Origin of the sequence: Sulfurimonas sp. (assembly GCF_026196735.1) — a bacterium.
Lineage (GTDB): Bacteria > Campylobacterota > Campylobacteria > Campylobacterales > Sulfurimonadaceae > Sulfurimonas.
Window position 1 is genome coordinate 109,340 of record NZ_JAPHUF010000012.1, and the last position, 26,980, is coordinate 136,319.

28 protein-coding genes are annotated in these 26,980 nt (G+C 33.5%); 23 read left to right on the top strand and 5 right to left on the bottom strand.

Annotation, left to right across the window (positions count from 1 at the left end; all coding sequences use genetic code 11):
* The first annotated feature begins 6 nt into the window (after nt 1-6).
* From OQK60_RS06820 to OQK60_RS06865, 10 genes are all read left to right on the top strand, one after another.
* Nucleotides 7-243 carry a CcoQ/FixQ family Cbb3-type cytochrome c oxidase assembly chaperone gene (locus OQK60_RS06820; RefSeq protein ID WP_297685400.1) on the top strand — a complete coding sequence of 79 codons (237 nt, stop codon included), beginning with the start codon at nt 7-9 and terminating at the stop codon, nt 241-243.
* Nucleotides 240-1,166 carry a c-type cytochrome gene (locus OQK60_RS06825; protein ID WP_297685402.1) on the top strand — a complete coding sequence of 309 codons (927 nt, stop codon included), beginning with the start codon at nt 240-242 and terminating at the stop codon, nt 1,164-1,166. The genes OQK60_RS06820 and OQK60_RS06825 overlap by 4 nt, the downstream gene beginning before the upstream one ends.
* 10 nt (nt 1,167-1,176) lie before the next feature.
* The gene (locus OQK60_RS06830; protein ID WP_297685404.1) at nt 1,177-1,392 is read left to right on the top strand and encodes a DUF4006 family protein; all 216 of its coding nucleotides are present in this window, start codon (nt 1,177-1,179) and stop codon (nt 1,390-1,392) included.
* Between the two features lie 98 nt (nt 1,393-1,490).
* Nucleotides 1,491-2,177: a 3-dehydroquinate dehydratase gene (locus OQK60_RS06835; protein ID WP_297685405.1), complete on the top strand. Its 687-nt coding sequence runs from the start codon at nt 1,491-1,493 to the stop codon at nt 2,175-2,177.
* Nucleotides 2,164-2,670 (top strand): FixH family protein, encoded by a 507-nt coding sequence (locus OQK60_RS06840; protein ID WP_297685407.1) that lies wholly within the window; start codon nt 2,164-2,166, stop codon nt 2,668-2,670. Before OQK60_RS06835 ends, OQK60_RS06840 begins: the two co-directional genes overlap by 14 nt.
* A gap of 26 nt (nt 2,671-2,696) precedes the next feature.
* Nucleotides 2,697-5,057, top strand: coding sequence for a PD-(D/E)XK nuclease family protein (locus OQK60_RS06845; protein WP_297685409.1), 2,361 nt, complete (start codon nt 2,697-2,699; stop codon nt 5,055-5,057).
* Between the two features lie 5 nt (nt 5,058-5,062).
* Nucleotides 5,063-6,196: a restriction endonuclease gene (locus tag OQK60_RS06850; RefSeq protein WP_297685410.1), complete on the top strand. Its 1,134-nt coding sequence runs from the start codon at nt 5,063-5,065 to the stop codon at nt 6,194-6,196.
* Nucleotides 6,193-7,725, top strand: a complete 1,533-nt coding sequence (locus tag OQK60_RS06855) for an AAA family ATPase (protein WP_297685412.1) — start codon at nt 6,193-6,195, stop codon at nt 7,723-7,725. Before OQK60_RS06850 ends, OQK60_RS06855 begins: the two co-directional genes overlap by 4 nt.
* A gap of 85 nt (nt 7,726-7,810) precedes the next feature.
* Nucleotides 7,811-8,455: an ORF6N domain-containing protein gene (locus OQK60_RS06860; protein WP_297685414.1), complete on the top strand. Its 645-nt coding sequence runs from the start codon at nt 7,811-7,813 to the stop codon at nt 8,453-8,455.
* Nucleotides 8,449-11,193 carry a RecB-like helicase gene (locus OQK60_RS06865; protein WP_297685416.1) on the top strand — a complete coding sequence of 915 codons (2,745 nt, stop codon included), beginning with the start codon at nt 8,449-8,451 and terminating at the stop codon, nt 11,191-11,193. The genes OQK60_RS06860 and OQK60_RS06865 overlap by 7 nt, the downstream gene beginning before the upstream one ends.
* On the opposite strand, the gene OQK60_RS06870 is transcribed toward OQK60_RS06865, so the two are convergent.
* Together OQK60_RS06870 and OQK60_RS06875 are read right to left on the bottom strand one after the other, a co-directional pair.
* Complete coding sequence (locus OQK60_RS06870; protein WP_297685418.1) at nt 11,190-12,722, bottom strand: GGDEF domain-containing protein; 1,533 nt, start codon at nt 12,720-12,722, stop codon at nt 11,190-11,192. The genes OQK60_RS06865 and OQK60_RS06870 overlap by 4 nt on opposite strands.
* On the bottom strand, nt 12,719-13,354 hold the full coding sequence (locus OQK60_RS06875; protein WP_297685420.1) for a multiheme c-type cytochrome: 636 nt from the start codon (nt 13,352-13,354) through the stop codon (nt 12,719-12,721). The genes OQK60_RS06870 and OQK60_RS06875 overlap by 4 nt, the downstream gene beginning before the upstream one ends.
* A 237-nt stretch (nt 13,355-13,591) precedes the next feature.
* On the opposite strand from OQK60_RS06875, the gene rplM reads away from it, so the two are divergent.
* From rplM to OQK60_RS06915, 8 genes are all read left to right on the top strand, one after another.
* Complete coding sequence (gene rplM / locus OQK60_RS06880) at nt 13,592-14,014, top strand: 50S ribosomal protein L13 (protein ID WP_297685421.1); 423 nt, start codon at nt 13,592-13,594, stop codon at nt 14,012-14,014.
* A gap of 11 nt (nt 14,015-14,025) precedes the next feature.
* Complete coding sequence (gene rpsI / locus OQK60_RS06885) at nt 14,026-14,415, top strand: 30S ribosomal protein S9 (protein WP_297685423.1); 390 nt, start codon at nt 14,026-14,028, stop codon at nt 14,413-14,415.
* Between the two features lie 118 nt (nt 14,416-14,533).
* The gene (locus OQK60_RS06890; RefSeq protein WP_297685425.1) at nt 14,534-16,033 is read left to right on the top strand and encodes a peptide-binding protein; all 1,500 of its coding nucleotides are present in this window, start codon (nt 14,534-14,536) and stop codon (nt 16,031-16,033) included.
* Nucleotides 16,030-16,686 (top strand): HAD family hydrolase, encoded by a 657-nt coding sequence (locus OQK60_RS06895; protein WP_297685427.1) that lies wholly within the window; start codon nt 16,030-16,032, stop codon nt 16,684-16,686. Before OQK60_RS06890 ends, OQK60_RS06895 begins: the two co-directional genes overlap by 4 nt.
* Before the next feature lie 103 nt (nt 16,687-16,789).
* Nucleotides 16,790-17,347: a pyruvate flavodoxin oxidoreductase subunit gamma gene (locus OQK60_RS06900; RefSeq protein ID WP_297685429.1), complete on the top strand. Its 558-nt coding sequence runs from the start codon at nt 16,790-16,792 to the stop codon at nt 17,345-17,347.
* A gap of 9 nt (nt 17,348-17,356) precedes the next feature.
* Nucleotides 17,357-17,755 carry a 4Fe-4S dicluster-binding protein gene (locus OQK60_RS06905; protein WP_297685430.1) on the top strand — a complete coding sequence of 133 codons (399 nt, stop codon included), beginning with the start codon at nt 17,357-17,359 and terminating at the stop codon, nt 17,753-17,755.
* Nucleotides 17,755-18,978 (top strand): 2-oxoacid:ferredoxin oxidoreductase subunit alpha, encoded by a 1,224-nt coding sequence (locus tag OQK60_RS06910; RefSeq protein WP_297685432.1) that lies wholly within the window; start codon nt 17,755-17,757, stop codon nt 18,976-18,978. The genes OQK60_RS06905 and OQK60_RS06910 overlap by 1 nt, the downstream gene beginning before the upstream one ends.
* An 11-nt stretch (nt 18,979-18,989) precedes the next feature.
* Nucleotides 18,990-19,946, top strand: a complete 957-nt coding sequence (locus OQK60_RS06915; RefSeq protein WP_297685434.1) for a thiamine pyrophosphate-dependent enzyme — start codon at nt 18,990-18,992, stop codon at nt 19,944-19,946.
* 183 nt (nt 19,947-20,129) lie between these two features.
* Here OQK60_RS06915 and OQK60_RS06920 read toward each other — a convergent pair whose 3' ends face one another.
* Genes OQK60_RS06920 through OQK60_RS06930 form a run of 3 tightly spaced genes read right to left on the bottom strand, consistent with a single transcriptional unit; the run spans nt 20,130 to nt 23,420 of the window.
* Nucleotides 20,130-20,912 carry a CheR family methyltransferase gene (locus OQK60_RS06920; RefSeq protein WP_297685436.1) on the bottom strand — a complete coding sequence of 261 codons (783 nt, stop codon included), beginning with the start codon at nt 20,910-20,912 and terminating at the stop codon, nt 20,130-20,132.
* Nucleotides 20,912-21,481 carry a chemotaxis protein CheB gene (locus tag OQK60_RS06925; protein WP_297685437.1) on the bottom strand — a complete coding sequence of 190 codons (570 nt, stop codon included), beginning with the start codon at nt 21,479-21,481 and terminating at the stop codon, nt 20,912-20,914. The genes OQK60_RS06920 and OQK60_RS06925 overlap by 1 nt, the downstream gene beginning before the upstream one ends.
* Entirely contained in the window at nt 21,462-23,420 is a 1,959-nt protein-coding gene (locus OQK60_RS06930) for a methyl-accepting chemotaxis protein (RefSeq protein WP_297685439.1), read from the bottom strand. Before OQK60_RS06930 ends, OQK60_RS06925 begins: the two co-directional genes overlap by 20 nt.
* A 158-nt stretch (nt 23,421-23,578) precedes the next feature.
* Here OQK60_RS06930 and luxS point away from each other — a divergent pair, with 158 nt between their 5' ends.
* The 5 genes from luxS to OQK60_RS06955 all read left to right on the top strand — a co-directional run bounded on the left by luxS (nt 23,579) and on the right by OQK60_RS06955 (nt 26,977).
* Nucleotides 23,579-24,085: an S-ribosylhomocysteine lyase gene (gene luxS / locus OQK60_RS06935; RefSeq protein WP_297685441.1), complete on the top strand. Its 507-nt coding sequence runs from the start codon at nt 23,579-23,581 to the stop codon at nt 24,083-24,085.
* A 1-nt stretch (nt 24,086) separates the two neighbouring features.
* Entirely contained in the window at nt 24,087-24,389 is a 303-nt protein-coding gene (locus OQK60_RS06940) for a hypothetical protein (protein WP_297685443.1), read from the top strand.
* A 12-nt stretch (nt 24,390-24,401) separates the two neighbouring features.
* Nucleotides 24,402-24,896: a hypothetical protein gene (locus tag OQK60_RS06945; RefSeq protein ID WP_297685444.1), complete on the top strand. Its 495-nt coding sequence runs from the start codon at nt 24,402-24,404 to the stop codon at nt 24,894-24,896.
* A gap of 171 nt (nt 24,897-25,067) precedes the next feature.
* Complete coding sequence (locus OQK60_RS06950; RefSeq protein WP_297685446.1) at nt 25,068-26,165, top strand: tyrosine-type recombinase/integrase; 1,098 nt, start codon at nt 25,068-25,070, stop codon at nt 26,163-26,165.
* Between the two features lie 89 nt (nt 26,166-26,254).
* Nucleotides 26,255-26,977, top strand: a complete 723-nt coding sequence (locus OQK60_RS06955) for a helix-turn-helix domain-containing protein (RefSeq protein WP_297685447.1) — start codon at nt 26,255-26,257, stop codon at nt 26,975-26,977.
* Nucleotides 26,978-26,980 lie beyond the last annotated feature (3 nt).

Genomic DNA, 26,980 nt, shown 5'->3' on the forward strand with positions numbered 1-26,980 from the left:
TTTACAGTGGATATTGCACAGCTTCAGGCTTACGGGTACTTTACATTAATAACTATTTTAGTTATAGGTTTATATAGTTATATATATCACTTATATACAAAAAAGAAAGATGCTGATGGAGTAGACTATGAAAGTTATAGCAATATGGCACTTAAAGATGATATAGATGATACTCCGGTAGCACCTATATCAGAGGACGAGGTACCCGTAGAGGGTGTAAAGAGAAATAGGAGAGATATATGAATAAGCTTTATCTTTGGGGAATTATCATTACAGCAGTTATGCTCGCGGCAACTTACATTTCAGTAAGTATGTCTGAGGGTGGTTTAAATAATGATATCGTCAATATGCTTGCTATTACTGGTGCAGTCGCACTTGTAATAATAACAGTTTTTGTTGTAATCAAGTATGTTCGTCAAATGCAAGTAGACAGTGCAACTGGTGAGCTTACAGAAGACAATTGGGATGGTATCGGGGAATACCTAAACGATGTTCCAACTGGTTGGGCAGTTACATTCCTTTTACTTATGGTGTGGGGAATGTGGTATATGACAGTTGGTTATCCTGTACAGTCATATTCACAAATCGGTGAATACAATGAGGATACAGCAGCTCATAATGCTAAGTTCGCAGCACAGTATAAAGATATTACTGGCGATAGATTAGTAGAGATGGGAGAGTCAGTATTTTTGGCTGAGTGTAAGGTTTGTCACGGAATCAGTGCTGATGGTATTGACGGTAAGGCAGCTAACCTTAATAAAAGAATCGATGCTATAGCTGTTAAGCATGCAATCGAGTATGGTTCAAATAACCAACTTCTTGGTTTTATGATGCCAATGCCTGACCGTAACGGACTAATGAATGCAAATGCAGGTTATGCTCCGATTACTGATGCTGAGATAGATACAGTTTCCGCATATGTTGCTAACGGTATGACAGGTGACGGCGCTGATATATTTGCCGGAACATGTGCAATGTGTCACGGTGCTGATGGTACCGGTGTAGAGAGCATGGGTCCAAATATCAAAAAATTCGATATAGCTTTAGTTACTAATGTTCTTAATTATGGTAAAAAAGGCGGTATCGGTGCTATGCCTAAGTTTGAAAGACTAAATGCTAAGCAAAAAGAAGCTGTTGGTGCTTACATCACTAGCTTAAGCGAATAAGGAGTCAGGTATGAATGAAAATAGAAGCTTATTTGCCCTTGATGGTATAACAGGTATGCTAATAGCAACTGTACTACTTTTAGTAATCCTAGTTGGTTTATCAATTTGGAGTCTAAATGTACAAAATGCTAATATGGCAAACTTTTATGAAGTTAAAGATGAGCAATCAATAAAAATGTTTGGTTCTAAAGCTGAAGATCATATTGTAACAGTAGGGAGTAAGTAATGGAAAAAATAATTTCATGGGGCCTTGTTCTTATGGCTATTTACACTGCATATATGGTTTTAACACCAAATCATCTTTATATAGGTTAGGAAATTTCATTGAAATTTTCACGAGGGCTTGCGGCCCTCATGCTCGCACTGCTTTTTAAGACATCTCTTACAGCACAATATTTATATAAAGATGAAGTAATATTTAATCCGGCTTTTAATGCAGAAGTTGAAAAATTAGGTTCAGAGCTATATCAAAAAACAGGAATATCTTTAAGGCTTGTAATGCTTAAAGAGCTACCTCAAAATATGAGTATAGTTGAATATGAAAAAGAGTTGATGAAAGATTTTAGTGAACCTACAATCTTGCTGACTTTTTCAGAGATGAATTCTAAAGTAGATATTTTGGCTAGTGAGCCATCTTTATATGAATATTTTAACAAAAAACAGGTGCTTAGTCCTATATCATCGCCAGTTCAAGCTTTTGTAGTTGCTCTGCTTAGTTTTGATTTTAGTGACATGACAAGTGGCGGTACTATTTTGCCTCTACTTGCTCAAAAAGCTAAAAAAGGCGAGGTTCTGGGTAAGTATAGCGGTTCTATGTTTAACGGCTATGCTGATATTGCAGAGCAGGTTGCAAAAAGTAAAAATGTTGTACTTGAAAATGCGGTTGGAAGTGCAAACCAAACCAGTATTTTAATTGTAAAAGTATTGTTCTACGGTTTTATAGTTTACGGTATAGTCCTTTATATAAAACGAAAATTATATATAAGAAGGCAAAATTTTGAGCAAAAGTAACGGTAGAATCTGGCCATACGCGATTGGTGCATCAATAATATTTATCTTTGGTGCTTGTGTCGCAACTGTAATAGTTGCTAATACTCTGCCGGTTGAGAAGAGTGATACTTATATGATGGGTTATCATGAAGCAGATGCTAAGGTCAACGATATTATAAAAAAAGCTATAGCCTTTAATAAAAAGTATAAAATACAATATTTAACTGATGGTCTGGATACTCAAAAAAGTGTTATAAAATATAAAATTACAGATGTAAACTCCAATCCGGTAAATAATGCTCAGATAAAAGTTATTATCACAAGACCCAATAACCACAAACATGACCAAGAGCTTATAAATCCAATAGTTGAAAATGGAGTTTATACTTTTGAAGCTATAACACTTCCACAAGAGGGAAGATGGGATATCATGGCAAAAGTCAATGTTGATAGTCAAGAGAGATTTTATAACCTAAAAGCTGACACAAGATCTAAAGAGGCGCATGAGTATTAGACTTACTTTTAAGTTATAATACTATCATGAATGAAACCACAATAGTCCTGCCATCTGCTCGTGCGATAAGACACGAACAGTTGAGTATAGAAAAATCGACTCTTTTTCTCCCAAATCACATAACAATGAGTGATTTTATATCTAAGCTCTGTGTAGTAAAAGATTTTAAAACACTTGATGCTGACAGCAGGGTGCTACTTCTTTTGGAAGCTTCTGACTTTAACGCATTTTCAAAATTACAGATACAAAGAAACTTTTTCACATTCACCAAAAACTCATCATATATATTTAAATTTTTTCAAGAACTGAGTGCAGAGCTTTACGATATAAGCAGGCTTGATACTTCAGATATTTACGGGGAGTACGAAGAGCATATAACAATACTTCAAGAGCTATATAAAAGGTATGAGTTATTGTGCCAAGAGAGAAAAGTCCTTGATAAGATATTTCTGCCAAAACTTTACACTTTTAATGAGATGTACGCAAAAAGTCATAAAAATATACAACTACATGTAGATGGTCATCTGACAAATTTTGAGTTAGAGTTGCTTACTAAATGCTGTGAGTTTTGCAGTGTCAATATTATATTTAACACTACCAAATTCAACACTAAAATGCAGAGTAAATTTTTAGAGTTAGGCGTAGAGCTTGAAGCTGGGTATGAATATAAAATATCTTTTAATGAGAAAGAGATAATAAGTTCTCATAAGTTAGAGCAAAATAAAGAAGTGACATGTGAATCTTTTAGTGAGCCGATTTTGCAAGTGGCATTTGTGCAAAAAAAGATATATGACTTTGTAAACAAAGGTTACAAACCGGAGAATATAGCAGTAATTTTGCCGGATGAGAGTATGGCTGCAACACTAAAAGCATTTGATGAAAAATCAAATTTCAACTTTGCTATGGGCGAGCCGTATAGTAAAACAAAGATATATGAAAAATTAAACGCTTGCATTAAGTTTATCGAACAAGACTCAAAAGAGAATAAAGCGCGCTTAGATAGAGTAGGAGACGAACTCTATATGAATCTTCTTGGTATCTACACCAAGAAAAGCTCAGAGGTGGATATCTTAGAGTTTTTGAAAAATTATAAAGAGAGTTTTCTAAAAGAGAATGCAGGCGATAAAAAAGCTGTTAAAATCTTTGATGAAGAGTTGTATAGTTTCAAAAATATATTGCCGTATATGAAAGATATGACTGTTAAGTCTCTGCTGTCCGTTTTCTTACAAAGATTGTGTGCTAGAACACTTGATGATGTAAGAGGCGGGAAAGTTACTGTTATGGGTGTCTTAGAGACGCGCTCGGTCAGTTTTGATGCGGTTGTTATTGTAGACTTTTCTGATAGCAATGTTCCAAAGAAAAGCGATAAAGACATGTTTTTAAATACTAGCATTAGAGAGATGGCGAAACTTCCTACAATGAGTGACAGAGAGAACCTTCAAAAGCACTATTATGAGATGTTGATAAATAGAAGTAAAGAGGTGGCAATAGGGTTTGTAAAGTCTGGCGAGAGCAGCGGTTCTAGGTTTTTAAAACAGCTGGGTATTAAAGAAAATAATCTACATGTAGAGTCTGAGTACGCAAATATACTTTTTGAGAGAAAAGATATACATGTCAAAGAAGATAAGGATATAGTCTTAGAGTATAGCTTCAAAAACAAAAAGCTCTCTGCTACAAGACTCAAAACATTTCTTACATGTAAAAGACAATACTACTACAAATATATCAAACATATATATGGACATGAGATACCAAAAGATATGCCTAAAGAGCATGAGATAGGAAACCAAGTTCATAAAGCTCTTGAGGAGTTGTACACAAATCAAAGTAGTTTTGATAGTGTTGAGAGTTTAAAAAAAGCTCTACATGTAGAACTTGATAGTGCTTGCGGTAAGAGTGAGCTAGAGAAGTATCTAATAGCTATTCAAAAAAGAAATCTAGACAGGTTTTGTGAGAGAGAAGTTCAAAGATTTGGTGAGGGCTGGCAAGTTCACAGATGTGAAGAGAAGCTTGAGTGCAGTTTTGCAGGAATAACACTAGAAGGTACTATAGACAGAATTGACAAGCGCGCCAATGAGATATTTGTGCTTGATTATAAGACTGGTAAATACCCAATTTATACAGAGAAAAATTTTACTGAGGCAACGGACTTTCAGTTGGAGTTTTACTATCTGCTTGCAAGTGGCTTTGGCAATGTTGTTGGATGTGGATACTATGACCTAAAAGAGTCAAAGATAGTAGAAGAATCGTTTTTAAAAGAGAAGTTGGCTGTGCTTGAGTCAAACATAAAAGACTTGCAACGCATTGAAGATGTGAACTTTGAGAAATGTGAAGATGTAAAAAACTGTTTGTATTGTGACTATAAGATTATGTGTGGTAGAGAGTAGTTTAGATGGATAATGTCATCTATGAATATTGTGAAGTTAAAAATACTGCGCTAAAACAATATATTATAGATACTTCATCCCTTCACAAATATTTTAAATTAGATTGGAGTAAATTAAAATTAAAACACTATTGTGGGGTTTTGAATTTTGAAGATAAAGATTACTATTTGCTTCCTAAAATAAGCAAAAAAGATGAAGAGAGTAACTTAGATATTTTTATATACATGTTGATGAAAGCCTATGATATAAAAGTAGAAAATGAAGATATAGCATCTTGTAAAAACAATAGCCATAATATTTTAGAAGTTTTTATACAAATATTTGCCCATAAGCTATTTCGTGAGTTTCAAAGAGGTATTTATAAAGAGTATATAACCGAACAAGATAATCTTACAACACTAAGAGGAAAGTACCTCATAAACGAAAATCTAAAATACAACTTTACAAAAGAAAAAATCTACTGTGAATATGATGAGTTTAGCGAGGACAATAAACTAAATCAGTTTTTTTTATATGCCGTAAAAACTTTACTTAGCTACACAAAAAACAAAAAACTTTTAAAGCAGTGTGAACTTATACTTAATGATGTAGCGTTTAAAAACTTTGATATAAACAATCTACATGTAGACTTTAACAGACTAAATAACAGATTTAAAGATAGTTATGAATTTGCTATTTTGCTTCTTAGTAGATCCATCCCTCTTTTTGCAAAAGATAAAAAAAGTTTTGCTTTTCTTTTTAACATGAACGATTTGTTTGAAAATTTTATAGGTAAAATATATGAAGATATAGACAACTCAACTAAACTGCAAAATCAAAAAGATTTTGCAAATCTACGCTTAAAACCTGACATAATAACTGATGAGTGTATTATTGATACAAAGTACAAAAAAGTCAAAACAAAAGATGAATTGAGTGTGACAGATAAGTACCAAATGTTTGTGTATGGAACTAACTTTGACAAACGAAACACTATGCTTTTATACCCTCTACATGTAGAGAGAGTAAATGAAGATTTGCAACTAGGAAAAGATGATAAAATGGTGGGATTGAAAATGAGAAGTATTGATTTAGAGTTTAGCGGTAGTTATGGAGAGTTTTTAAGTGAAATTGAGAGTAGATTGGGGAGTATAAGATGACAGCAGGGCAAATAAATGAATATGATAATTTTGTAGCGGCATTATTTGATAAAGAAAATGAAAATTATCATGTTTTATATACTCAAACAGGACAAAAATTTAAAGTTATTAAAAGCGTACATAATAATATTGTAGTTATCCCATTTACTGATATAGCCACGCCAATGACAATATCAAAAGAAGAAATTGATAAAACTTTAAATAATGAAGGTAATTATGAGTCGTATTCAAAAGTTATAATTAAATACTTAAATAAAGAAAATAGAATTAACGATATAAAAATAGAAAATGATAAAGAAATTAAAAGCAATGCTAGTAAAGTTAATATACCTAAAGTTTCAACTATAGGTATAAAAAACATAATCCTATATGGTGCTCCCGGAGTTGGAAAAACTCACAATTATCAAAACCTAATATCTATGATAGAAAACAACACAAGTCAAAATGAGATATTTGACACTATCTCTAATAATATACATGTAGAACTAAATAACGATACATTTCAAAAGATAAAAGATGAAAAAAGAGTTGAGTTTGTGACTTTTCATCAAAGCTACTCTTATGAAGATTTTATAGAGGGTTTTCGTCCAAATGAGAGTGGAAATATTGAGCTAGAAGATGGGATATTTAAACAAATTTCTGATGAAGCAAGAAAAAATTTACAAAATAGTCAAAAGCAAATAGAAACGATACGAGAAGAAAAAAAGTTTGAAGAATTATTTGACTTATTTAAAGATTATATTGAAGATTCAATAGATAAAAATAAAAAATTTGATATTAACGAAACTGCATATATTACAAATATTGAACAAGATGCTTTTAGATATCAAGGCGATAATTGGGGAAATTCTCAAAGAATGAAATTTTCAGATATAGAATTATTGTATAACACAGGTATTTATGAAAGAAAAGAGATTAAAAAAGTTCATAATATAAGTGGATTAGCCAAACAACATGCTACTTATTTTTCATATTTTATGAAGCATTTTTTAGAGTTTAACAAGAAACAAAAAATTGAAATACGCAATATTGATAAAATAGAACAAAAAAACTTCTACATAGTAATAGACGAAATAAATCGCGGAAATATCTCTAAAATATTTGGTGAGTTAATCACACTCATAGAAGAAGACAAAAGAGATGAATACACTGTGACACTTCCTTATTCAAAAGAGCCTTTTAAAGTTCCTTCAAATCTTTACATAATAGCGACTATGAACTCCACAGATAAATCAATAGCGACAATTGACATAGCACTTAGAAGAAGATTTACATTTTTAAGGATGAAACCAAATCTTGCTTTAGTAGAAGATGATAATGCTAGAGAGATGATGGAAAAACTAAATATTTATATAACAAAGAATTTAGGTGAAGATTATCAACTTGGACATAGTTACTTTATGAAAGTTCAAAATGATGAAGAATTAGAGTTTGTTAAAGAGTATAAAATCAAACCATTATTAGAAGAATATTTTTACGCAGATGAAAAAAGTGCTGATAAGATTCTTGATGAAGCTTTTAAAAACTAAATAAAAAGAATTACAAAATGACATATTTTGCAATAAGATTTATTCTAACTGTTATGATATGTAAAAGTACACAAAGGATATGTTTATGAATGAAGTAACAAGCATTAATAAAGAAAATATTCAAAATAAAATTTTTACAGTTAGAGATTTGCAAGTGATGCTTGATGCAGATTTAGCAGAGCTTTATAGTGTTGAGACAAAAAGAATCAATGAAGCAGTAAAAAACAATCTCGATAAATTTCCTAACGATTTTTACTTTGAATTGAGCAAAGAGGAAGATGAAATCTTGAGGTCGAAAATTTCGACTTCAAGTTGGGGTGGTAGAAGAAAATCTACAAAAGTATTTACAGAGCAGGGTGTGTATATGCTTGCAACGGTACTTAAAAGTAAAATTGCAACAGAAGTTACACTCTCAATCATACGAACATTTGCACAAATGAGAAAACTGATAAATGATAATACTCTATTGCTATCACAATTCAAAGATTTAGAAAAACGCCAATTAAGTTATGAGCTAAAAACAGATGAGAAGCTTGATAAAATATTTGAAGCCATAGAAGCAAAGAAGATAAAACCAAAACAGGGTATTTTTTATGATGGGCAGATTTTTGATGCTTATGTGTTTGTGTCTGAACTTATTAAAAGTGCCAAAAAAAGTATTGTGCTTTTTGATAACTATGTAGATGAAAGTGTTTTAATGCTTTTAAGTAAGAGAGTGTCTACATGTTAATTAACAACTTAGCCTACGAAGCGAGTGCAGGAAGTGGTAAGACCTTTATGCTTGTTGTGCGTTACCTCAGCTTACTTTTTAGTGGAGCTGAACCATGTAAAATCTTGGCACTGACATTTACAAATAAAGCAGCTTCGGAAATGCAAGAGAGAATAGTCTCTACGCTTGAAGAGTTAGAGAGTCGTGGTGAGCTTGATGAGATAGTAAAAGTTACAGAGCTGTCTCGCAGTTATCTTTTAGAAAATCGCCAAAGAATTTTAAATGAGTTTTTAAACGCACATACAAAAATTATGACTATTGACAGTTTCTTTACTTCCATACTTAGAAAGTTTTCTCTGTATGCTTCGTTGATGCCGGACTTCTCTACATTTTCTTCTCAGCATGAGCTAAAACTTTTATCACGCTTTTTAAAAGAGGTGAGTGTAGCGGGTAAGAAAGATACACTTGTCACTCTTTCTCTGCAGTCAAAAAAAAGACTTACAGATATATTTTCACTTCTGGATGAGTTTTATATAAAGTTTCAAGAGCTTAAGCATATAGAATTTTCAAAACAGGATTATTTACAGTTTGAAAATGAAGCAATGTCTTACATGTCAGAGTTGCGTGCTATTGTAGAGTCTTGTGAAGCTGCTTCAAGTACGGCTATAAAAGGTGTTCAAGCCGAGAGTTTTGAAGATGTAGCTTCAAAGGTATGGTTATCTAGGCAAACCATGGAATACTCTACTTACAAAAAGTGTTTTACTCCTGCTATGGATGAGTTGTTAGTAAAGATACAAGAGGCTGTTAAAAATCAAAACCGAGCCAAAGAGCAAAACTTTTTCTTTGCTATAAAAGAGTTAGTGGATATCTATGCTAAAAGTAAAAAAGCTCTATACATGGATGACAGCGAACTTAGTTTTTCTGATGTTACGGCTTTAGTCTATGAGATTTTAAACCTGATAGATGATAGTGAATTTCTCTACTTTAGGTTAGATTCTTATATAGAACATATGCTGCTAGATGAGTTTCAAGATACAAGTATCTTACAGTATGAGATTTTAAAACCTCTAATCAATGAGATTACCTCAGGAAATGGTATCTTTGAAAATGGCAGTTTCTTTTTTGTAGGAGATGTAAAACAGTCTATATACAGATTTCGTGGCGGGGTTAGCTCTTTGTTTGGGGTTGTTCAAAAAGAGAACAATACACATGTAGAGAAGCTTCTGACAAACTACCGCTCACAAAAAGAGGTAATAGAGTTCGTGAACAGTGTTTTTATAGATAAGATAAAAGACTATTCGCCTCAATTATCTAGAGATGAAGCCAGTGGCGGATATGTAGAAGTAAAACAAAATGACGAACTTTTACAAGAGGTCACAGCTCAAGTGCAGAGGCTCTTAGCTAATGGTGCAAATATCAATGAGATAGCTATTCTTTGTGCTACAAACGGAGATGGTGAGCAGGTTAAAGGGACTCTTAATCATGAACAAATAGAAGTTGTCACCGAAACGACTACAAAGCTTATAAATCAAAAAAGCGTAAAAGCAATTTTAGAATATTTGAAGTATCAGTATTTTCATGAAGATATCTACATGTACAACTTTTTTGCTCTGATTTCACAAGAGCCAAGGGCTATAAAGAGAGTTGATTTCAATGAGGTAAATATTTTAGATGTTGTTAAAAGAGTTATTCAGGAGTATGGGCTTTTCAGCGATGATTTTCTCAAAGAGAACGGGAATATTATCAGATTTTTAAATACTCTTTCAAAACAGAGTGATATTGAAGCTCTTCTTTTTGAATATGAACGCCTTGATATCAGTGCGGCTGCTTCAGAGCTTAACGGTGTGAGAGTCCTTACAGTCCATAAATCAAAAGGTTTGGAGTATGAACATGTCATAGTTATGGACAGACTTAAAAAAGCCCCGCCCGCTAGAGATGCCATCATCTATGAGTATGACGATATAACTCTGACAAATGTTTATCTTCGCATAAAAGGACGAGATGCAATAGATGCTCAGTATGCGAATGCCTTGGCAAAAGAGAAAGCCTTAGTTAGAGAAGATTCACTCAACGCTTTGTATGTTGCTTTTACAAGAGCTAGAGACAATCTCTTTATAATTAAAAAGAGTAAAGACTCTATGTTTGATATTTTGGATTTGACTTGTGCAAGCAGTGGTAGTTTGAATGTAAATAGTAAAAGTTCACAAACTGACAAAACAATGCAAAAGCAACCACTAGAGTTTAAGCCTCTTTATTATGGAACACAAAGTGATATTTTAGTGCTTGAAAAAGAGCAGCAAGAGGATTTAAAATCTATCAACTTTGGTATTGCAATGCACTACATGTTGGAGATGTTAGGGGAGTTTCAAGAGCAAAATATCATCCATGCTAAAGATATGATGATAAATAAATATGGACATACTTTAGAAGTAGCAGAGATTGATGATATAGAAAGTAGAGTAAAGCTTCTTTTACAAAACAAAGAGTTTAAAGCTCTTATCAGCGGTGAGTGTTACAGAGAAAAAGCCATAAGATACAAAAATAATCTTCGCTATATAGATTTACTTGTTAAGAGTGATAAAGAGAGCCTGTTTGATAGTTGGAATATTATAGATTATAAAAGTGCCATCTCTTACACCGAGCATCATTTAAAGCAAGTTAGGTACTATGAAAAAGCTATAAAAGAGATAACCGGCGATGAGGTTAACGGGTATATCTGCTATCTACTGCAAGATGAGATAAAAATCGTAAAAGTTTAACTCTCTTGCGGGTTAAAGATTTCCACTCTGTTTCGTCCATTTTCTTTAGCTTTATAAAGTGCTTCATCAGCTTCAGCAAAAATCATTGGATAGGAACTATGCTCTTTTCTTAAGCAGCTGATACCAATACTTGTCGTAACAGGAATCGAGTCAGATTCAAATTTGACAGGTTTAGCAGCAATTGTTTTTAATATAGAATCTGCAATTTGTGCGGATGTCTCTAAATCAGTTTCAGGAAGTATAACTACAATCTCTTCCCCGCCGTATCGTCCTATAAAGTCTGTTTCGCGTTGACATTCTTTGATTCTGGTACTAATTTGTCGTAACACTTCATCTCCTGCCATATGACCGTAAGTATCATTAATGTTCTTAAAATGATCAAGATCAATCATCATAATACTCATATCATGGTTGTAGCGTCTAGCTCTTTTAAACTCGATATCAAGACTCTCTTCTAAATGACGCCTATTCCATAAACCTGTTAAGGCATCAGTTTGACTAAGTAGCTCTATCTCTTTTGTGCGAATGCTTACTAAGTGTTCAAGACGCTCTTTTTCTTTGCGAGATTGTTCAATAGCAGTGTAGTAAATCAATCTTGAAGTGAACAGCGCAAACAAAAGAGCGATTATGCTTGTGCTAGCGGCTGTTGTAAGCAATTTATTTTCATGATTGGCATAAGTTGACGCATCGGTCAAAAGCATTAGCTTCATATTTGAGCTGTCTTTATCTATAAAAGAGTCAATAATTGTTAGGTACTTCAACTCTCCATCGATCATATTCATTCCGAGTGACGGAGAATTGGCACCGGTTAATACTCTACCGAGAAATAACTTATCGCTACTGGCAACTACCTTTTGTTTGTTGTCAATAATTGAGATTTGTCTAACATGTCTTGATTTTTTAACATATGAATATAAAAAGTCATTTATATTGGTCTTAGTCAATATTTCAAGTGAGTTTGTTATAGAACCATTCATTGCTTTTAGTAGATTGAGTATATCATCTTGTCTTCTAAGCACGGGAGCATTGTTTTTTGAGTCTTTTTTGATGTTGTATTCAGATATGTCAACAGCCAAATCAATAATCCCTACCAGTTGACTGCCTTTATATATTGGATAGTAGATAGACATCACTTCAACATAATCTCGTACTTCAAAGAAGAATGTTTTTAGTTTGCGATCTTCTCGCATTGTTTCAACAAAACTTTTAGAGTTGAGTATTGTGCCTATCTCATTTTTAAACATAGAGTTTCTTATAGTGCCGTCTGACTCTAAATATCTAAACTCAAAAATCTCAAGACCAAAAGAGACATCATCAACGAGTTTTTGAAGGTTCATTGTTGATTTTATATCATGAAATCGCTCTATAGCCGAAGATATTGAACTTGCTATGTTAAGTGAGTTGTTATGCATCTGTTGAAGCAGAAGGTTTTTTTGTGTCTTATAATTGTAGTAAGACAGATATGAAATACCAAATACTAACGATATTAATATTATAGGTATAGCATGTTTTTTAATAAATGACATCATTTATATCTCGATGATTTTGGATCAGCTTTTTTATAAGTGTCATATGATTTGTCTAAGTCGTGGTATGATTTATTCCAGCGCTTAGTATGACAGCTAGTACACATCTTTTTTAATACCTTCGGAGAATCTTGCCCGGCAAGAAAGCCACCCTCTATAAACTCTTCCCTTTTTCTAGTTTTTGCTTTAGCCATGTCTATGTGAACATTTCCTGGGCCGTGACACCCTTCACATTGAACATTTGAAAGACGAGGAGTCCACTCTTCGTTAACATATCCAGTCTCTGTTCCGTGTCCGGTAGAGTGACAAGTCAAACAGTGCGAGTTTTTTTCGTATCCAGTTCTCACAAGGCTCTCCATTGAGTGATCATGAGGATCGTTTTTTCTTCCTATAAAAAACTTTCTGTGACATAGACGACATTTTGAATTGCCAACATAACGGTATCTGCCGGAATTTATAGCATCATTATATGCTTTTTCACCCATGGCATTTTTTAGAGGTATCTCTGGTTTTGGTGAGGCTAGCTCATCGACAATACGCTGATTGACTTCAGCAGAAAGATTTATAGATAACAATAATGACATAAATATTAGTATTTTAAAAATTGAGTAAATCATATTTTGTTTTTTAACCATATATTCTCTTTAATTATAGAAAAGTAATTTTATTATATCACAGTTATATCACAAATAAAAAATTAATTACTTGCATTTAATCAAGATAACAAGATTAAGTAGTATAATGCTAAATTAATTATCATATTATAACAGATTCCAGCACTCCAAATAAACCTTAACCTTTTTTTAAATTAAGCTTCCTGTAAGTAAATGAGGCTATAATTCCAACACTTAAATTAAACGAAAGGTTCATGAATGAAATTTACTAAAATTGCAACTCCTGAACAAATCGATACTAAATGGGTATTGATTGACGCTGAAGGTAAAACTTTTGGTCGTATGATCACTGAAGTAGCTACTATACTTCGTGGTAAGAACAAAGTTTGCTGGACTCCAAATCTTGACTGTGGTGACTATGTAGTTATCATCAACGCTTCTAAGGCTAAATTTAACGGTCTTGGTAAAGTAGCAAATAAAGAATATTTTTCACACTCTGGTTACTTCGGTTCTACCAAAAGTGTTAAAATGACTGAGCTTTTAGAGAAAAATCCTGAGAAACTATACAAATTAGCTACTCGCGGTATGCTTCCTAAGACTAAGCTTGGTGCTAAAATGCTTAAAAAATTAAAAATTTATGCAGGTGCAGAGCACCCTCACACTGCACAATTAGCTAAGTAAGGATAAGTACTATGGCAAAAATATATGCAACAGGTCGTCGTAAAGCGTCGATAGCAAAAGTATGGTTAACTCCAGGTACTGGTAACATAACAATCAATGGTCTTTCTTTAGACGCATGGTTAGGTGGACTAGAAGCTAAGAAACTTCGTGTTAAGCAACCACTTGCTTTAACTAAACAAAATACATCAGTTGATATCGTTGCTACTACTTTAGGTGGTGGTTTTGGTGGTCAAGCAGATGCGCTTCGTCACGGTATTTCTCGTGCATTAGTAGCATTTGACCCGGCATTAAAAGCGATTCTTAAACCTGAAGGTATGATGACTCGTGATTCACGCGTTGTTGAGCGTAAGAAGCCAGGTCGTCGTAAAGCTCGTCGTTCTCGTCAGTTCTCTAAGCGTTAATATCTCATTATCGTTTTTATCAACGCTGTTTGGCGTTGGTAAAACTTCTTTTTACATTTTTCATTAACAAACTACTACAACTAACTTTGGTATAATCTCTTTAAAAAAAAGAGCAATTTTGAAGTATCTACTATTTTTATTTTTATCAATAAACCTTTTTTCATCAACTCTTCATTTAGCTACATCTACCAATCCATCAAGACTTAACCCTATTTTAGCAACAGATTCTAGTTCATCTGAGATAACGGGATTTTTATTTAACGGACTGGTGAAATATGACAAAGACTCATCAACAATCATAGGCGATTTGGCAAAAGAGTTTTATTATGAAGACGACAAAACACTTATCTTCAAATTGCGTGAAAATATTAAGTGGCATGATGGAGAAAAATTTAGTGCAAAAGATGTTGTTTTTACTTACAATGTCTTAGTCTCACCAAAAATATCTTCACCGTATAGTGCAAGTTTCAGGTTTGTACAGAGTGTTGAAGCTGTTGATGAGCTTACAATAAAAGTAAAATATAAAGAGCCATACTTTAAAGCTTTAGAGACTTGGATGATGGGGATTCTGCCGGAGCATAAGCTCAAAGATGAAGAAAATTTAATGAGTGCATCTTTTAACACAGACCCGGTCGGAACAGGTCCGTATAAACTTTTTCAACTAGAGCACTCCAAAAATATTATCCTTAGTGCATTTGATGATTATTTTGAAGGCAGGGCAAAGATAGATAAAATATCCTTTCATGTTATAGCTGACCCAATGACACGATTTTTGATGTTAAAGTCATCCGCTTTGGATGTTGGAAGCATAGAACCGATGCAGTACGAGAGACAGTTGGATGAGGATTTTTTTAACAAGTTTAACATTCATGAAAACATCTCTCGTTCATATACATATCTTGGGTTTAATCTGCGACTTGATAAGTTTAAAAACCCAAAAGTAAGAGAAGCTATTTCACTGGCTATAGACAGACAAGAGATAGTGGAGATTTTGTTTTTTAATCATGCAAAGGTTTGTACAGGTCCATTTCTTCCTGCTACACAAGCATTCAACAAAGATATAAAAGCACCTATTCAAAACATAGAAAAAGCAAAAGAACTTTTAGCAGAGGCCGGTTATGATGAAAATAATCCATTTACTTTTGAGATAGTTACATCAAACTCAAGTGCCATAAGACCGTATGCTGCACAGATAATGCAGCATCAATTAAAAAAAGCGGGAGTTATTGTAAATTTGCGAGTCATGGAGTGGCAGGCATTTTTAAATATGGTAGTTTTTCCTCACGAATTTGATACAGTGCTACTTGGGTGGGGTCTTTCGCCAACACCTGATCCATATATGTTTTGGCACAGCGACAATGATAAGCAAGGCGGCTTTAATCTAGTTGGATATAAAAATGACAAAATAGACAGGATGATAGAAGAATCTCAAAGCATGATTGATAGAGAAAAATTATCTAAAATATGGAAAGAGATGTTTAAGATAATAACAGAGGATAATCCATATCTTTTCTTGTATATTCCAAACTCTATAGCAACTGTTAATAAAAATATAAAAAATGTAGAGCCGACTGTTAGCGGAATCTGGCACAACTATATAAAATGGGAAAAAGAATGATAATACTTTTTGATTTAGATGGTACACTTATAGACTCAACAGACGCCATCGTAAGTACTTTTCATCATTCATTTAGGGTTCATAACTTTGAACATGTAGAAGATGAAAAGATAAAAGCACTTATTGGCTACCCTCTGGATGTAATGTACAGCGAACTTGGCGTAAGTGATAATATGGTCTGGGATTTTGTTGCGACCTATAAAGAAGAATATAGAAAAATATCAACAATTAAAACATTGTTATTGCCTAATGCGATAGAGAGTATTAAAAAAGCAAGCGAGTTTGCAACACTTGGCATTGTAACTACCAAAACAGGCAAGTACTCTAAAATTTTGATGCAACATTTTGATTTAATGAAGTATTTTGAAGTCTTAATAGGCAGAGAAGATGTCCAAAATCCAAAACCACATGAAGAACCAATACTAAAAGCTTTGGAAGTTTTAGATACAAGCAATAAAGAAATTTGGATGATTGGAGACACAAAACTAGATCTCATTTCAGCCAAAAAAGCACAAGTAAACTCAATAGGCGTTTTATGCGGATATGGAGATAAAGAAACACTTAATGAGTTTTCAAATGTTATATTAAATGATGCTTTTGAAGCTGTGCTATACTTAGAAAATAGGAAGAAATCACACACTTTGATTAGTTAATTATAAACTGTATAAGTTCAAGCTATTTTTAAGAGTAAGTTGTCTAAAATGTGTGGTAATTTAGAGTCAAATGTTGACTATATAAAAAATTGAAGGAGAGTTAATGCTAGAAATTAGATGGCATAGTCGCGCTGGTCAAGGTGCTGTTACAGGTGCAAAAGGTTTAGCAGATGTTATTTCTACAACCGGTAAGCATGTACAGGCGTTTGCATTTTACGGATCAGCTAAGCGTGGAGCTGCAATGACGGCATATAATCGTGTTGATGATAAAGTCATTATGAATCATGAAAAATACATGATACCAGATTATGTTTTTGTTATTGACCCTGCATTAGCTATAACAACGGATGTTACGCTTAATCATAAAGACACAACAAAATATATTATTACTACTCATTTGAGTACCGATGAACTAGTGAAGGCTCAGCCAAAACTAGAAGGCAAGGAAGTTTACACTGTAGATTGTATTAGGATTGCACAAGAAACTATTGGTCGTCCTATACCAAATACGCCAATGCTTGGTGCATTTATGAAAATATCTGGAATGTATGAAATTGATTTCTTTAAAGAGAGTATGAAAAGGGTTCTTGGAAAATTACCACAAAAAATTATCGACGCGAATATGATTGCAATTCAACGCGCTTATGATGAAGTGAAATAGGAGGCTATGATGGCAAACAAAGGATGGGATGAATTTGAAATCGGAGCTATGCTTCGTTCATTTGACGGTGTTGCAGCAACTGAAATAGCTACAACACATGCAGAGGATCGTAAATATTCACCAAGTAACTCTTTTACAGCAAGTGTAGCTGACTGGAGAATCGAAAAACCGATATTTAATAAAGATTTTTGTATTGATTGTCAGTTTTGTTGGATTTACTGTCCAGATATCTCTATCATTTCAAGAGATAAAAAACTGATCGGTGTAGATATGGATCATTGTAAAGGTTGTGGTATCTGTGTAGAGGTTTGTCCTACAAACCCTAAATCACTTTTAATGTTCCCCGAACAAGCAGAAGAAGAAGCAGAGTTAGCAAATTGGCCTGCAAAAGATGAAGAGGAAAAATAATGGCATTTGATAAAATGGAATTAAAAGATATAGAAGTGTGGGATGGTAATCACGCTGCAGCACAAGCACTAAGACAGTGTCAAGTTGATGTTGTTGCTGCTTACCCTATTACTCCCTCAACTCCGATTGTTGAAGGTTATGCAAAATTTCAAGCCGACAATTATATTGAAGGTGAGTATGTAATGGTTGAATCTGAGCATGCTGCAATGTCTGCATGTATCGGTGCTGCTGCTGCCGGTGGGCGTGTTGCGACTGCAACTTCGTCTCAAGGTTTTGCTTTAATGGTAGAGACTCTTTATCAATCATCAGGTATGCGTTTACCAATCGTTTTAAATGTTGTAAACCGTGCACTTGCTGCTCCACTTAATGTTAATGGTGACCATTCAGATATGTATCTTGGTCGTGACAGCGGTTGGATTCAACTTGATTCTTACTGTCCACAAGATGCTTATGATTTAAACTTTATTGCATTTAAAGTTTGTGAAGATCATGATGTAAGACTTCCATGTATGGTTCACCAAGATGGTTTCATGACCTCTCATACTGCTCAAGGTGTGCATACGCTTACTGATGATGAAGGTTATGGTTTTGTTGGTGAATATAAACCGATGAATGACATGTTAGACTTTGATCATCCTGTAACTCATGGTGTTCAAACAGAAGAAGACTGGCATTTTGAGCATAAAGCTCGTCAGCACAATGACCTTATGACTAAAGTTTTACCAAAAATTCAAACAGCGTTTGATGATTTTGAAAAATTAAGCGGTCGTAAATATAATATAGTTGAAAAGTACGATATGGATGATGCTGATGTAGCAGTTGTTTGTATGGGTACATCAGTTGAAACTGCTCGTGAAGTTGCAACTGAGATGAGAGCTAAAGGAATTAAGGCTGGTGTTGTTGGTATTCGTGTTATTCGCCCATTCCCATTCTTCCAAGTTCAAGAAGCTCTTAAAAATGTAAAAGCTATCGCTACTCTTGATCGTTCAGCTCCTGGTGGAACAGTTGGTATGCTATTTAATGAAATGGCAGGCGCAATGTACAATTTAGATACAAGACCTATGATTAGCGGTAAGATTTACGGTCTTGGTGGTCGTGATTTAACTAAAGCACATTTAGTAGATTTATATACTGAGCTTCAAGCTAATGTTGACGCTGGTAAAATAACTACTCCATTACAACAGTTTATTGGTGTTCGCGGACCGAAACTGTCATTTTTATAAGGGAGAAAACTATGAGTGAAATGAAAAAAATAAAAAACTTAAAAGAGTTTTCAACATCGGCTGACCGTTTTGAGGGTGCCAACCTATTATGTCCTGGTTGTGCTCACTCTATTATTGTTCGTGAAGTTTTAAACGCAACTAACGATGATATGGTACTTTCTGCATCTACTGGATGTCTTGAGGTTTGTACTGCTGTATATCCATATACTTCGTGGGATGCTTCTTGGATTCATATCGGTTTTGAAAATGGTTCAACAGCAGTTGCGGGTGCTGAGTCAATGTACAATGCGCTTAAAAGAAAAGGTCGCCTAAAGCAACCTGAGCGTAACCCTAAGTTTGTCTCTTTTGCAGGTGACGGTGCGTCTTATGATATCGGATTCCAATGGATTTCTGGTTGTATGGAACGCGGACACAATATTATGCATGTTGTTTTAGATAATGAAGTATATGCAAATACCGGTGGACAGCGTTCATCTTCTACGCCAATTGGTGGTAGTAATACTACAACTCCAGCTGGTACACATAGTTATGGTGAGAAGAAAAATAAAAAAGATATGATTTCTATCATGGCAGCTCACCATATTCCATATGCTGCACAAGTTGCTCCAAATAAATGGAAAGATATGGTTAAGAAAATCCAACACGGTTTTTCAGTTGATGGACCGGTATTTATTAATGCTGTATCACCATGTACAACTGAGTGGAAATTTGACCCTAAAGATACAATGATGTTAACTGACTTATCAACTGACTCATTAGTATTTCCATTATATGAGGTTATAGATGGCAGAGAGTTAAATATTACTTATCGCCCTAAAAATGTTGTTCCTGTAGAGGAGTATTTAGCTGCACAAGGTCGTTTTAAGCACTTGTTTAAAGATCAATATAAGCATATGATCAAAGAGTGGCAAGATAGAGTAGATGATAATTGGGCATATTTACAACGCCGTGAAGAAGCTCGCGTATAAAAAAAGCTTCTAGCTTCGGCACATCTTGCGTCCAACTCAGTTACGGCAGGCTATTAGCCTAGCCTTTAACTGAGTTAAACTCAATCTATACCAAATCTAAAACTTTTATATACTTTAGTAACTTATTGTTTTTTCCTAAAACCTTTCATCTATTTCATTAAAACTTTTAAATATATATCATTTTTAAAACAAATCTGCATGACCAAAAAATATCTCTTGTTCTTCATTTTTACGCATGCTCTCTAAAATCTCTTTTGCTTTTATTTTAGTCTCTCTATCAAAATAGATAAGCATATTTCTTGAAAATATAAAGTCAAATTTACCGAGTGATTTAAAAGATGGATCAAACAGATTTGCAAGTTTATATGTTACTTGAGATTTTACAATAGGTTTTAAAATATAATGTTTTTCATCTTCAACAAAGTATTTATCTAAAATAGAGTCTGAAAGATTACGAATATTTCGTACTTTATATACAGCTGTTTTTGCATCTAAGATTGCAAGTGCATTGATGTCAATGCCCAATATTTTAAAATTATCAGGTGTAACTCCAGCTTCTAAAAGTGCGATTGCAATGCTATATGGCTCTTCACCAGTTGCAGAAGGTGCACAAAGAATGTCTACTTTTTTATTGGATTTTTTAACTAACTCGACAAGTTTTTGAATTTGACTGAACTCTCTGTAAAAAAATGTCTCATTAGTAGTAAGGTAGTCAATTAATTCTTGTTTTATATCTTTATCTGCTTTTACGGTTTCTAAAAGTTTTGTAAAAGAGTATATGTCTCTATGTCTACAAAATGTTGTTAGTTTACTTTTCAATATACTGGTTTGTTTCTCAAAAGTAACACCTGTTTCATTTTTAAAATAATCAGAAATTATCTCAATATTTGTAAAGTCTTCAACATGAACTTCTTTTTGCTCAGCTTCACTTGTATCTTGTATTTTCTTTTTAAAAAAACTAAACATTAGTCGCAAAATTCCTTTATTTTATTGATTATTGTGTTTATATCAGATATTTCTATATTTGGCACTTCTTTTCTGGCTCGACAAGGCATACCGTCTACAATGGCACTTTCTTCACTCTCCGTGAGTGTTCTTGCTCCGTTTAAGCTTAAGTTCTTGCATCCACTTACTCCATCTTCTCCAATGCCGGTAAGTATTACAGCAAGTATCTCTATCTTATTTGTAAATTGTACAAATGAATTAAATATAATATTTATATCAGGATTATACTGAGTATTTAATGATGATTTTTTATTAAAGTAAAATTGAGAGTTAACAGTGGTCAATCCTTCACAAAGATATATTTGAGCTGCATTAACTGCATATCCGTCTTGTGCCATGCAGAGTGGGTTAATATTGTTTTCTCTTAAACGAGAAGCAAAGCTTGGTACAAAACCCTCAACCATATGTTGCGCAATAATTATAGTTGTATTTGTTAGAATAGGTAGCGACTTTACAATTTTTTCTATTCGTCCAGGGCCTCCGGTGGAGGCGCCAATTAGAACTATTTTCTTAGGTACGGAAAGTTTCAAGTTTAGCGTGCAGGTCATCAGTCATAGAGTTTAAGTGATCAGCTGCAGCAGCAATCTCTTCAACATTACGAGCATTTTGTGAAGATATTTCATTTATCTCAGCAACTTGAGTCACAATAGACTCAACATTAGTTCCGGTTTTTTCAAAGTCAGTAACAGTTCTGTCACTCGCATTAACTGCTTCATCTACAATTGCAACGGTAAGATTGATTTTTGTTTCAACATCAGTTGCAGTTATTGCAAGTGCCTGTATTTCTTCAGAGTTAGAACTCATCTGTCCACTTACATCACCTATTGATTGAACTATGACATTGATAGTTGCATTGATTTCTGTAAGAGATTTCTGAGTTCTCTCTGCCAGTTTTCTTACTTCATCAGCAACAACTGCAAATCCACGGCCATGTTCACCGGCTCTTGCTGCTTCAATGGCTGCATTTAGTGCAAGCAGGTTTGTCTGGTCTGCAATGTCTGAGATAACCTCAAGAACTTGCTTAACTTCATTTGCATCAACTGAGAGTGTGCTCATTCTCTGAGATAGCGCAGTTTCCAATTCGGCGCTATGTTGAATCTTAGATGTAAGGGCTACAACATCATTGCGAGCCTCACCAAGATTTTCATTTGCTTTCATAATATCTTTTTTAGATGTTTGAGCATCAGCAATAGAAGTTGTAATCTCATTTTGAATCTCGTTTGCTTTTGCAGTTGCTGCATCAATAACTAGTACAGAGTCTTCAACATTTTTTCCAACACCAATTGCAGTAGTGGAGAGTTCATGGGATATAGAAGCATTTTCAGAAGAACCTAGTTTAGAAATTTCTATAATATTTTTAAGCTCTTTTATTAAGGAGTTGAAGCTTTTAGCCATCTGAGAGATTTCTAGCGGTGCATTTTCATCAACAGTTAGAGTAAGGTTTTTGTTCTTTTCTATATCTAAAAGTGTTTCTTTAAATCGGTCTATCGGCTTAGAGATAGAATTTTTTATAAAGTAGAGATTAAAAGAAACAATAAAAATTAAAAGAAATACCAGTAAAGAAGAAATTAGCAATATAACACTTCTTGCTTCTTCTGTCTCTTCAATGTTTATGGCGATAACATATTTAAAAACTTCCTTTTCAACTTCTCTAAGCAGATCTATAGAGTCAGTTACATTTTTAAACCATACAGACGGTTCAATATTAAAGTTTCCATCCATTCCTTTGTGCATCGCTACATCTATCATCTCTAAAGTCTTAGTTACAGACTCGCCTTTATATGTGTTTTTATGAAACTTTCTTACCTCACTTGGGGCAAGTGTGATAAATCTTTGCAAGTTGATTTTATATGCCCCTATATTGCCAGCAAAAGAGAAGTAGGTATTCCCTGCAAATGTATTTTTAGTAAAAGCACCGTTTAGATTTGCTCTTATCTGCCCAAGTTGCTCTTTTACGGAAGCTAAGTGAGTATATGCCTGAATAGCGTTTCTTTCGTTTTTTATATCCATATTTGATGGAATTATTGTGGCAGTACTAATTGTTGCTACAATTATTTTTGAGAAGTAAGCTCCTACCTCAGGTCCTTTAAGGGCAAGTGAATCCACGGAAGTTCTTTTTTGGTTTAGTTCGTTAAAGTTTTGCATAACAGAGATGTCTCCATTTGTAGAAGCATAAACTTTTTTTATATCTTCTATTGCACTATCAGCTTTTTGTCTTATTGCTGGAATCTTATCTTTGTTTTTTTCTCCGTCGTTTGCAGCATATCCGACACTTAAGCCTCTTTCTATCTGCAAGTAGTGGATAGCTTTTGCTAAAGCTTGTGTTTCTAAGATACGATTTTTTGTCGTTTCAAGATTATTTAGTTTTTCAAGATGCTCGTTTATCTTGATGATTGAAAGCGCTAGTATTACCATTATCGGGATTAATGATAAAAGGAGCAACCTTGCTTTTATACTTAATTTATTCATTAATTTATACCTTTATTTTTTTTTTAAACTAATACTAACACAATTGTCTTTACTTTATAACAATTAATTATACTTTCACGCCATGGCAATGTGTTTGTTACCTTTTGTAAAATAAAAAGATGCTAAAATACAACAATTTTAAAATATAGGAATTTTATATGCCATTATTAGACAGTTTTACAGTTGACCACACAATTATGCCTGCTCCGGCAGTTCGCCGTGCAAAGGGGATGAAAACTCCAAGTGGAGATGACATTACAGTATTTGATCTAAGATTTGTTAAGCCAAACGAAGAGACTCTTTCATCTGAGGGTATTCATACACTAGAACATCTGTTTGCCGGTTTTATGAGAGATCATTTAAACAGCGATAAGGTAGAGATTATCGACCTCTCTCCGATGGGTTGTCGTACAGGTTTTTACATGTCACTGCTTGGTGCTCCGGATGAGAAAACTGTTGCAGATGCTTGGGAAGCTTCAATGAAAGATGTTTTAGAGGTTAAAGAGCAAAAAGATATTCCAGAACTCAATCTTTACCAGTGCGGAACTTATAAAATGCACTCTCTTGCAGATGCAAAAGATATTGCCAAAGTGGTTTTAAGTAAGCATATAGGCATTATGGACAATGATGCATTAGCACTTGATTTATCTAAAGTGGAGCAGTAAGATGTATGTTTTACTTCCAATGGACAGCGAGGATGTTCAAGAAGCAAGTCTGACTAAAATAGACGATGCAAAAGTTTGGGCACAGTTGCTTATAGAGAGTGGTGAGCTTGTAGAGGTTAACCATAACACAGATAAAGATGCATTTGAGAATTTTTCTGAAGCAGCAGTAGTTATAAATGACAATGAATATGTATGGCCCTTTATGGAAAAATCTATGATGGTGCTTGTTGCTCATACTCAAAGAAGTATAGATGATATTGTTGAGGCATATCTTTTTAAAGAGCTTCACGATTTAGCATACTGACACAATAAAGTTATGGCAAATTTAAATCAATTTTTGGATCTCTTTAATCCACTTCCGGGCAATCACTACCTTCAGGTAACGACCTCTCCTGATGAGACGACTCATGCAATGTGCAAAATGTTGAATGATGTCTCCGGAGAGTTGGCTTTGGTTGTTTACTCCGAAGAAGAAGTTGATTACAGCGATGAATTTCCAGATGCTAAACTTCAATATGTAAAAGACTTTAAAGAGCCATTTCGTGCAATTCCCAGAAATCATGATATTGTAGTGTTTAAAGATATTTTTCATCTACATGAAAACAAAAATATGATACTAAAAATCGCATATACAACCCTTGCAAATACAGCAAATATAATCATAATGCAAAAAAAAGGCACTATGGATATCGAAGCTATAAAAGAGATGTTAGAAGAGTTTGAGTTTCGAGCTCCAAATGAGATTGATGTTTTGCCTGAGTATGATTTGGTAATCGCAAAAAAAATGCACATGTGGGGTAATGGGTTATAGCTATTTTTTAAAAGTCAAACAATTGGCTTTTAATCCCAAAAATATGAGCTTTTTGAATAATTTGTAATTTAATTTTGAACCAATTTAGACCTATTTTATACAAAATAGGTTGTATAAAAAGTTGTATAATTTTTTATATGATGATATACTGCCATTTTTAGGAGTTTAAAAATGGCAGAAAAAGGTATCTCAACTAAGACATTAAAAGATGGTTCTAAACATTACTATGTAAGATTTATGCACCAAGGTAAAAACTACCCTCCAAAAAATTTCACTAAATTGTATGGTTGCAGAACTGAGAAGCAAACTTTCGCTAAGCTTCAAGAGATTAAGTTATTGATTTCTCAAGGTAAAGACCCTTTTTCTTCAAGTGGAAGCACATTAAATGATATTTTTGATACACGATTAAAACAAAAGGTGGAAAACGGAGATTGGACTCATAGTACACCAAAAAATTATTCTTATTTTTACAATGCATATATACGAAAATCTATTGGTCATAAAAAAATAGAAAAAATTACATATGATGATTTACTGAAAATACAAAATGGAATGACGCATGTTGCAAACTCAACAAAAAATACTCTTAAAATGATACTTCGTCCAATTTTTGTTGAGTCAATAAAAAAAGGTGTAATTCATAAGAATGTAGTTGATATGTTAGAGACATACAATATGCCTGTCCGTGAAAGTTTAGAAGTTCGCACAGATGAAAAGCACCTCGATATAGTTAGGAAGTTATATAATGCAATTCCAAAATATAAAGCTCTTCAAAAAACACAGCAAGAAGAGGTCCGAATGTTTCTGTATTTAACTTTGCTTACTGCACATAGATATGGAGAATTGTTGAAGTTACGAATTGAAGATTGTTATATTGACAAGCGAATGATTATTTCGCCTAAGAGTATTACAAAAACAAAAGAAGATTATAAATTTCCTATACCACAAGAGTTATTGGAATATCTGAAAAAAATTGAAAGTGGTCTCATTTTTCCTACAATTAAACGAGGTGGTATATATGCTATTTTTCAAAGGTTGGTTAAATTAGCTGGTATTGAGTTGTACAATAATAAAAGAATATCATTGCATGATACCAGAAGATTTATGCTTACCATCATGATAAGAGACTTAGATATTGACAGTATGCTGGCAGACACTTGTTTGAATCATAAGCAAAGAGGGACTATAAATCACTACCTTTCATTTGTGTATAAAGATATTGAAAAAGCTTATCATCAGTATTGGGAATTAATTAGGAATGATGAATAGTTCTGTTTAATCGCTTAGCTATTTATTTTGATATAATAGTAAAAAATAATTTTTATTCAATATATCAATAAAATTTATAAAGGAATAAAATGCAAGATATGCTTATCATTAAAGATGATTATATTGATATTGGATTAAAAAGCAGAACAGGAAGGGAAGGTCCTGAATTAGAATTAGTTGAAGAATTTATTCATGAGATACCTAAAATTTTTAAGCCTAAAAAAAATAAATTAGCACTTTTTATAGAACCTCTAATTGAGGGAGCATACCCTGATATAGTTGTAACGGAATACAATCCAAAAATAATTGACACATGGCAAAAAGAACGTAATATACTGAATAATATTGATTTTAAAATTTTTGAAAACCTTAGACAACACAGTGGTTTAACATCTACGGAGCTTTTTAAAAATACAAATCATAACTATAAAGTGCTATTGCAATCAATAGAAAAACTATATGATGCAGGCTTAGTGGAGCGAAAACAAGGGAAATGGAAACCTAAACCATTAAGTGAAACTTATAGTGTCAAAAGATTAGTATCCATTGAAGCCAAAATGAAAGAATGGAAAACTCTTTTAAATCAAGCTGATGCAAATCAATGGTTTGCGTCAGAATCGTATGCTTTATCCTCTGTTAAAAATCCGAGAGAAAGCACGATTAATAAATTTAAAGACTATGGTGTTGGTTTATATAGCCTATCAAATCAAAAACTTGTAAAGCTAAACGAAGCAAAAAAACAGTCCCTTCCAAAAAGTTATATGTCTTGGATGTTTAATGAGTGGGTAGGTCGATATGTATCTCAAAGTTAGGTT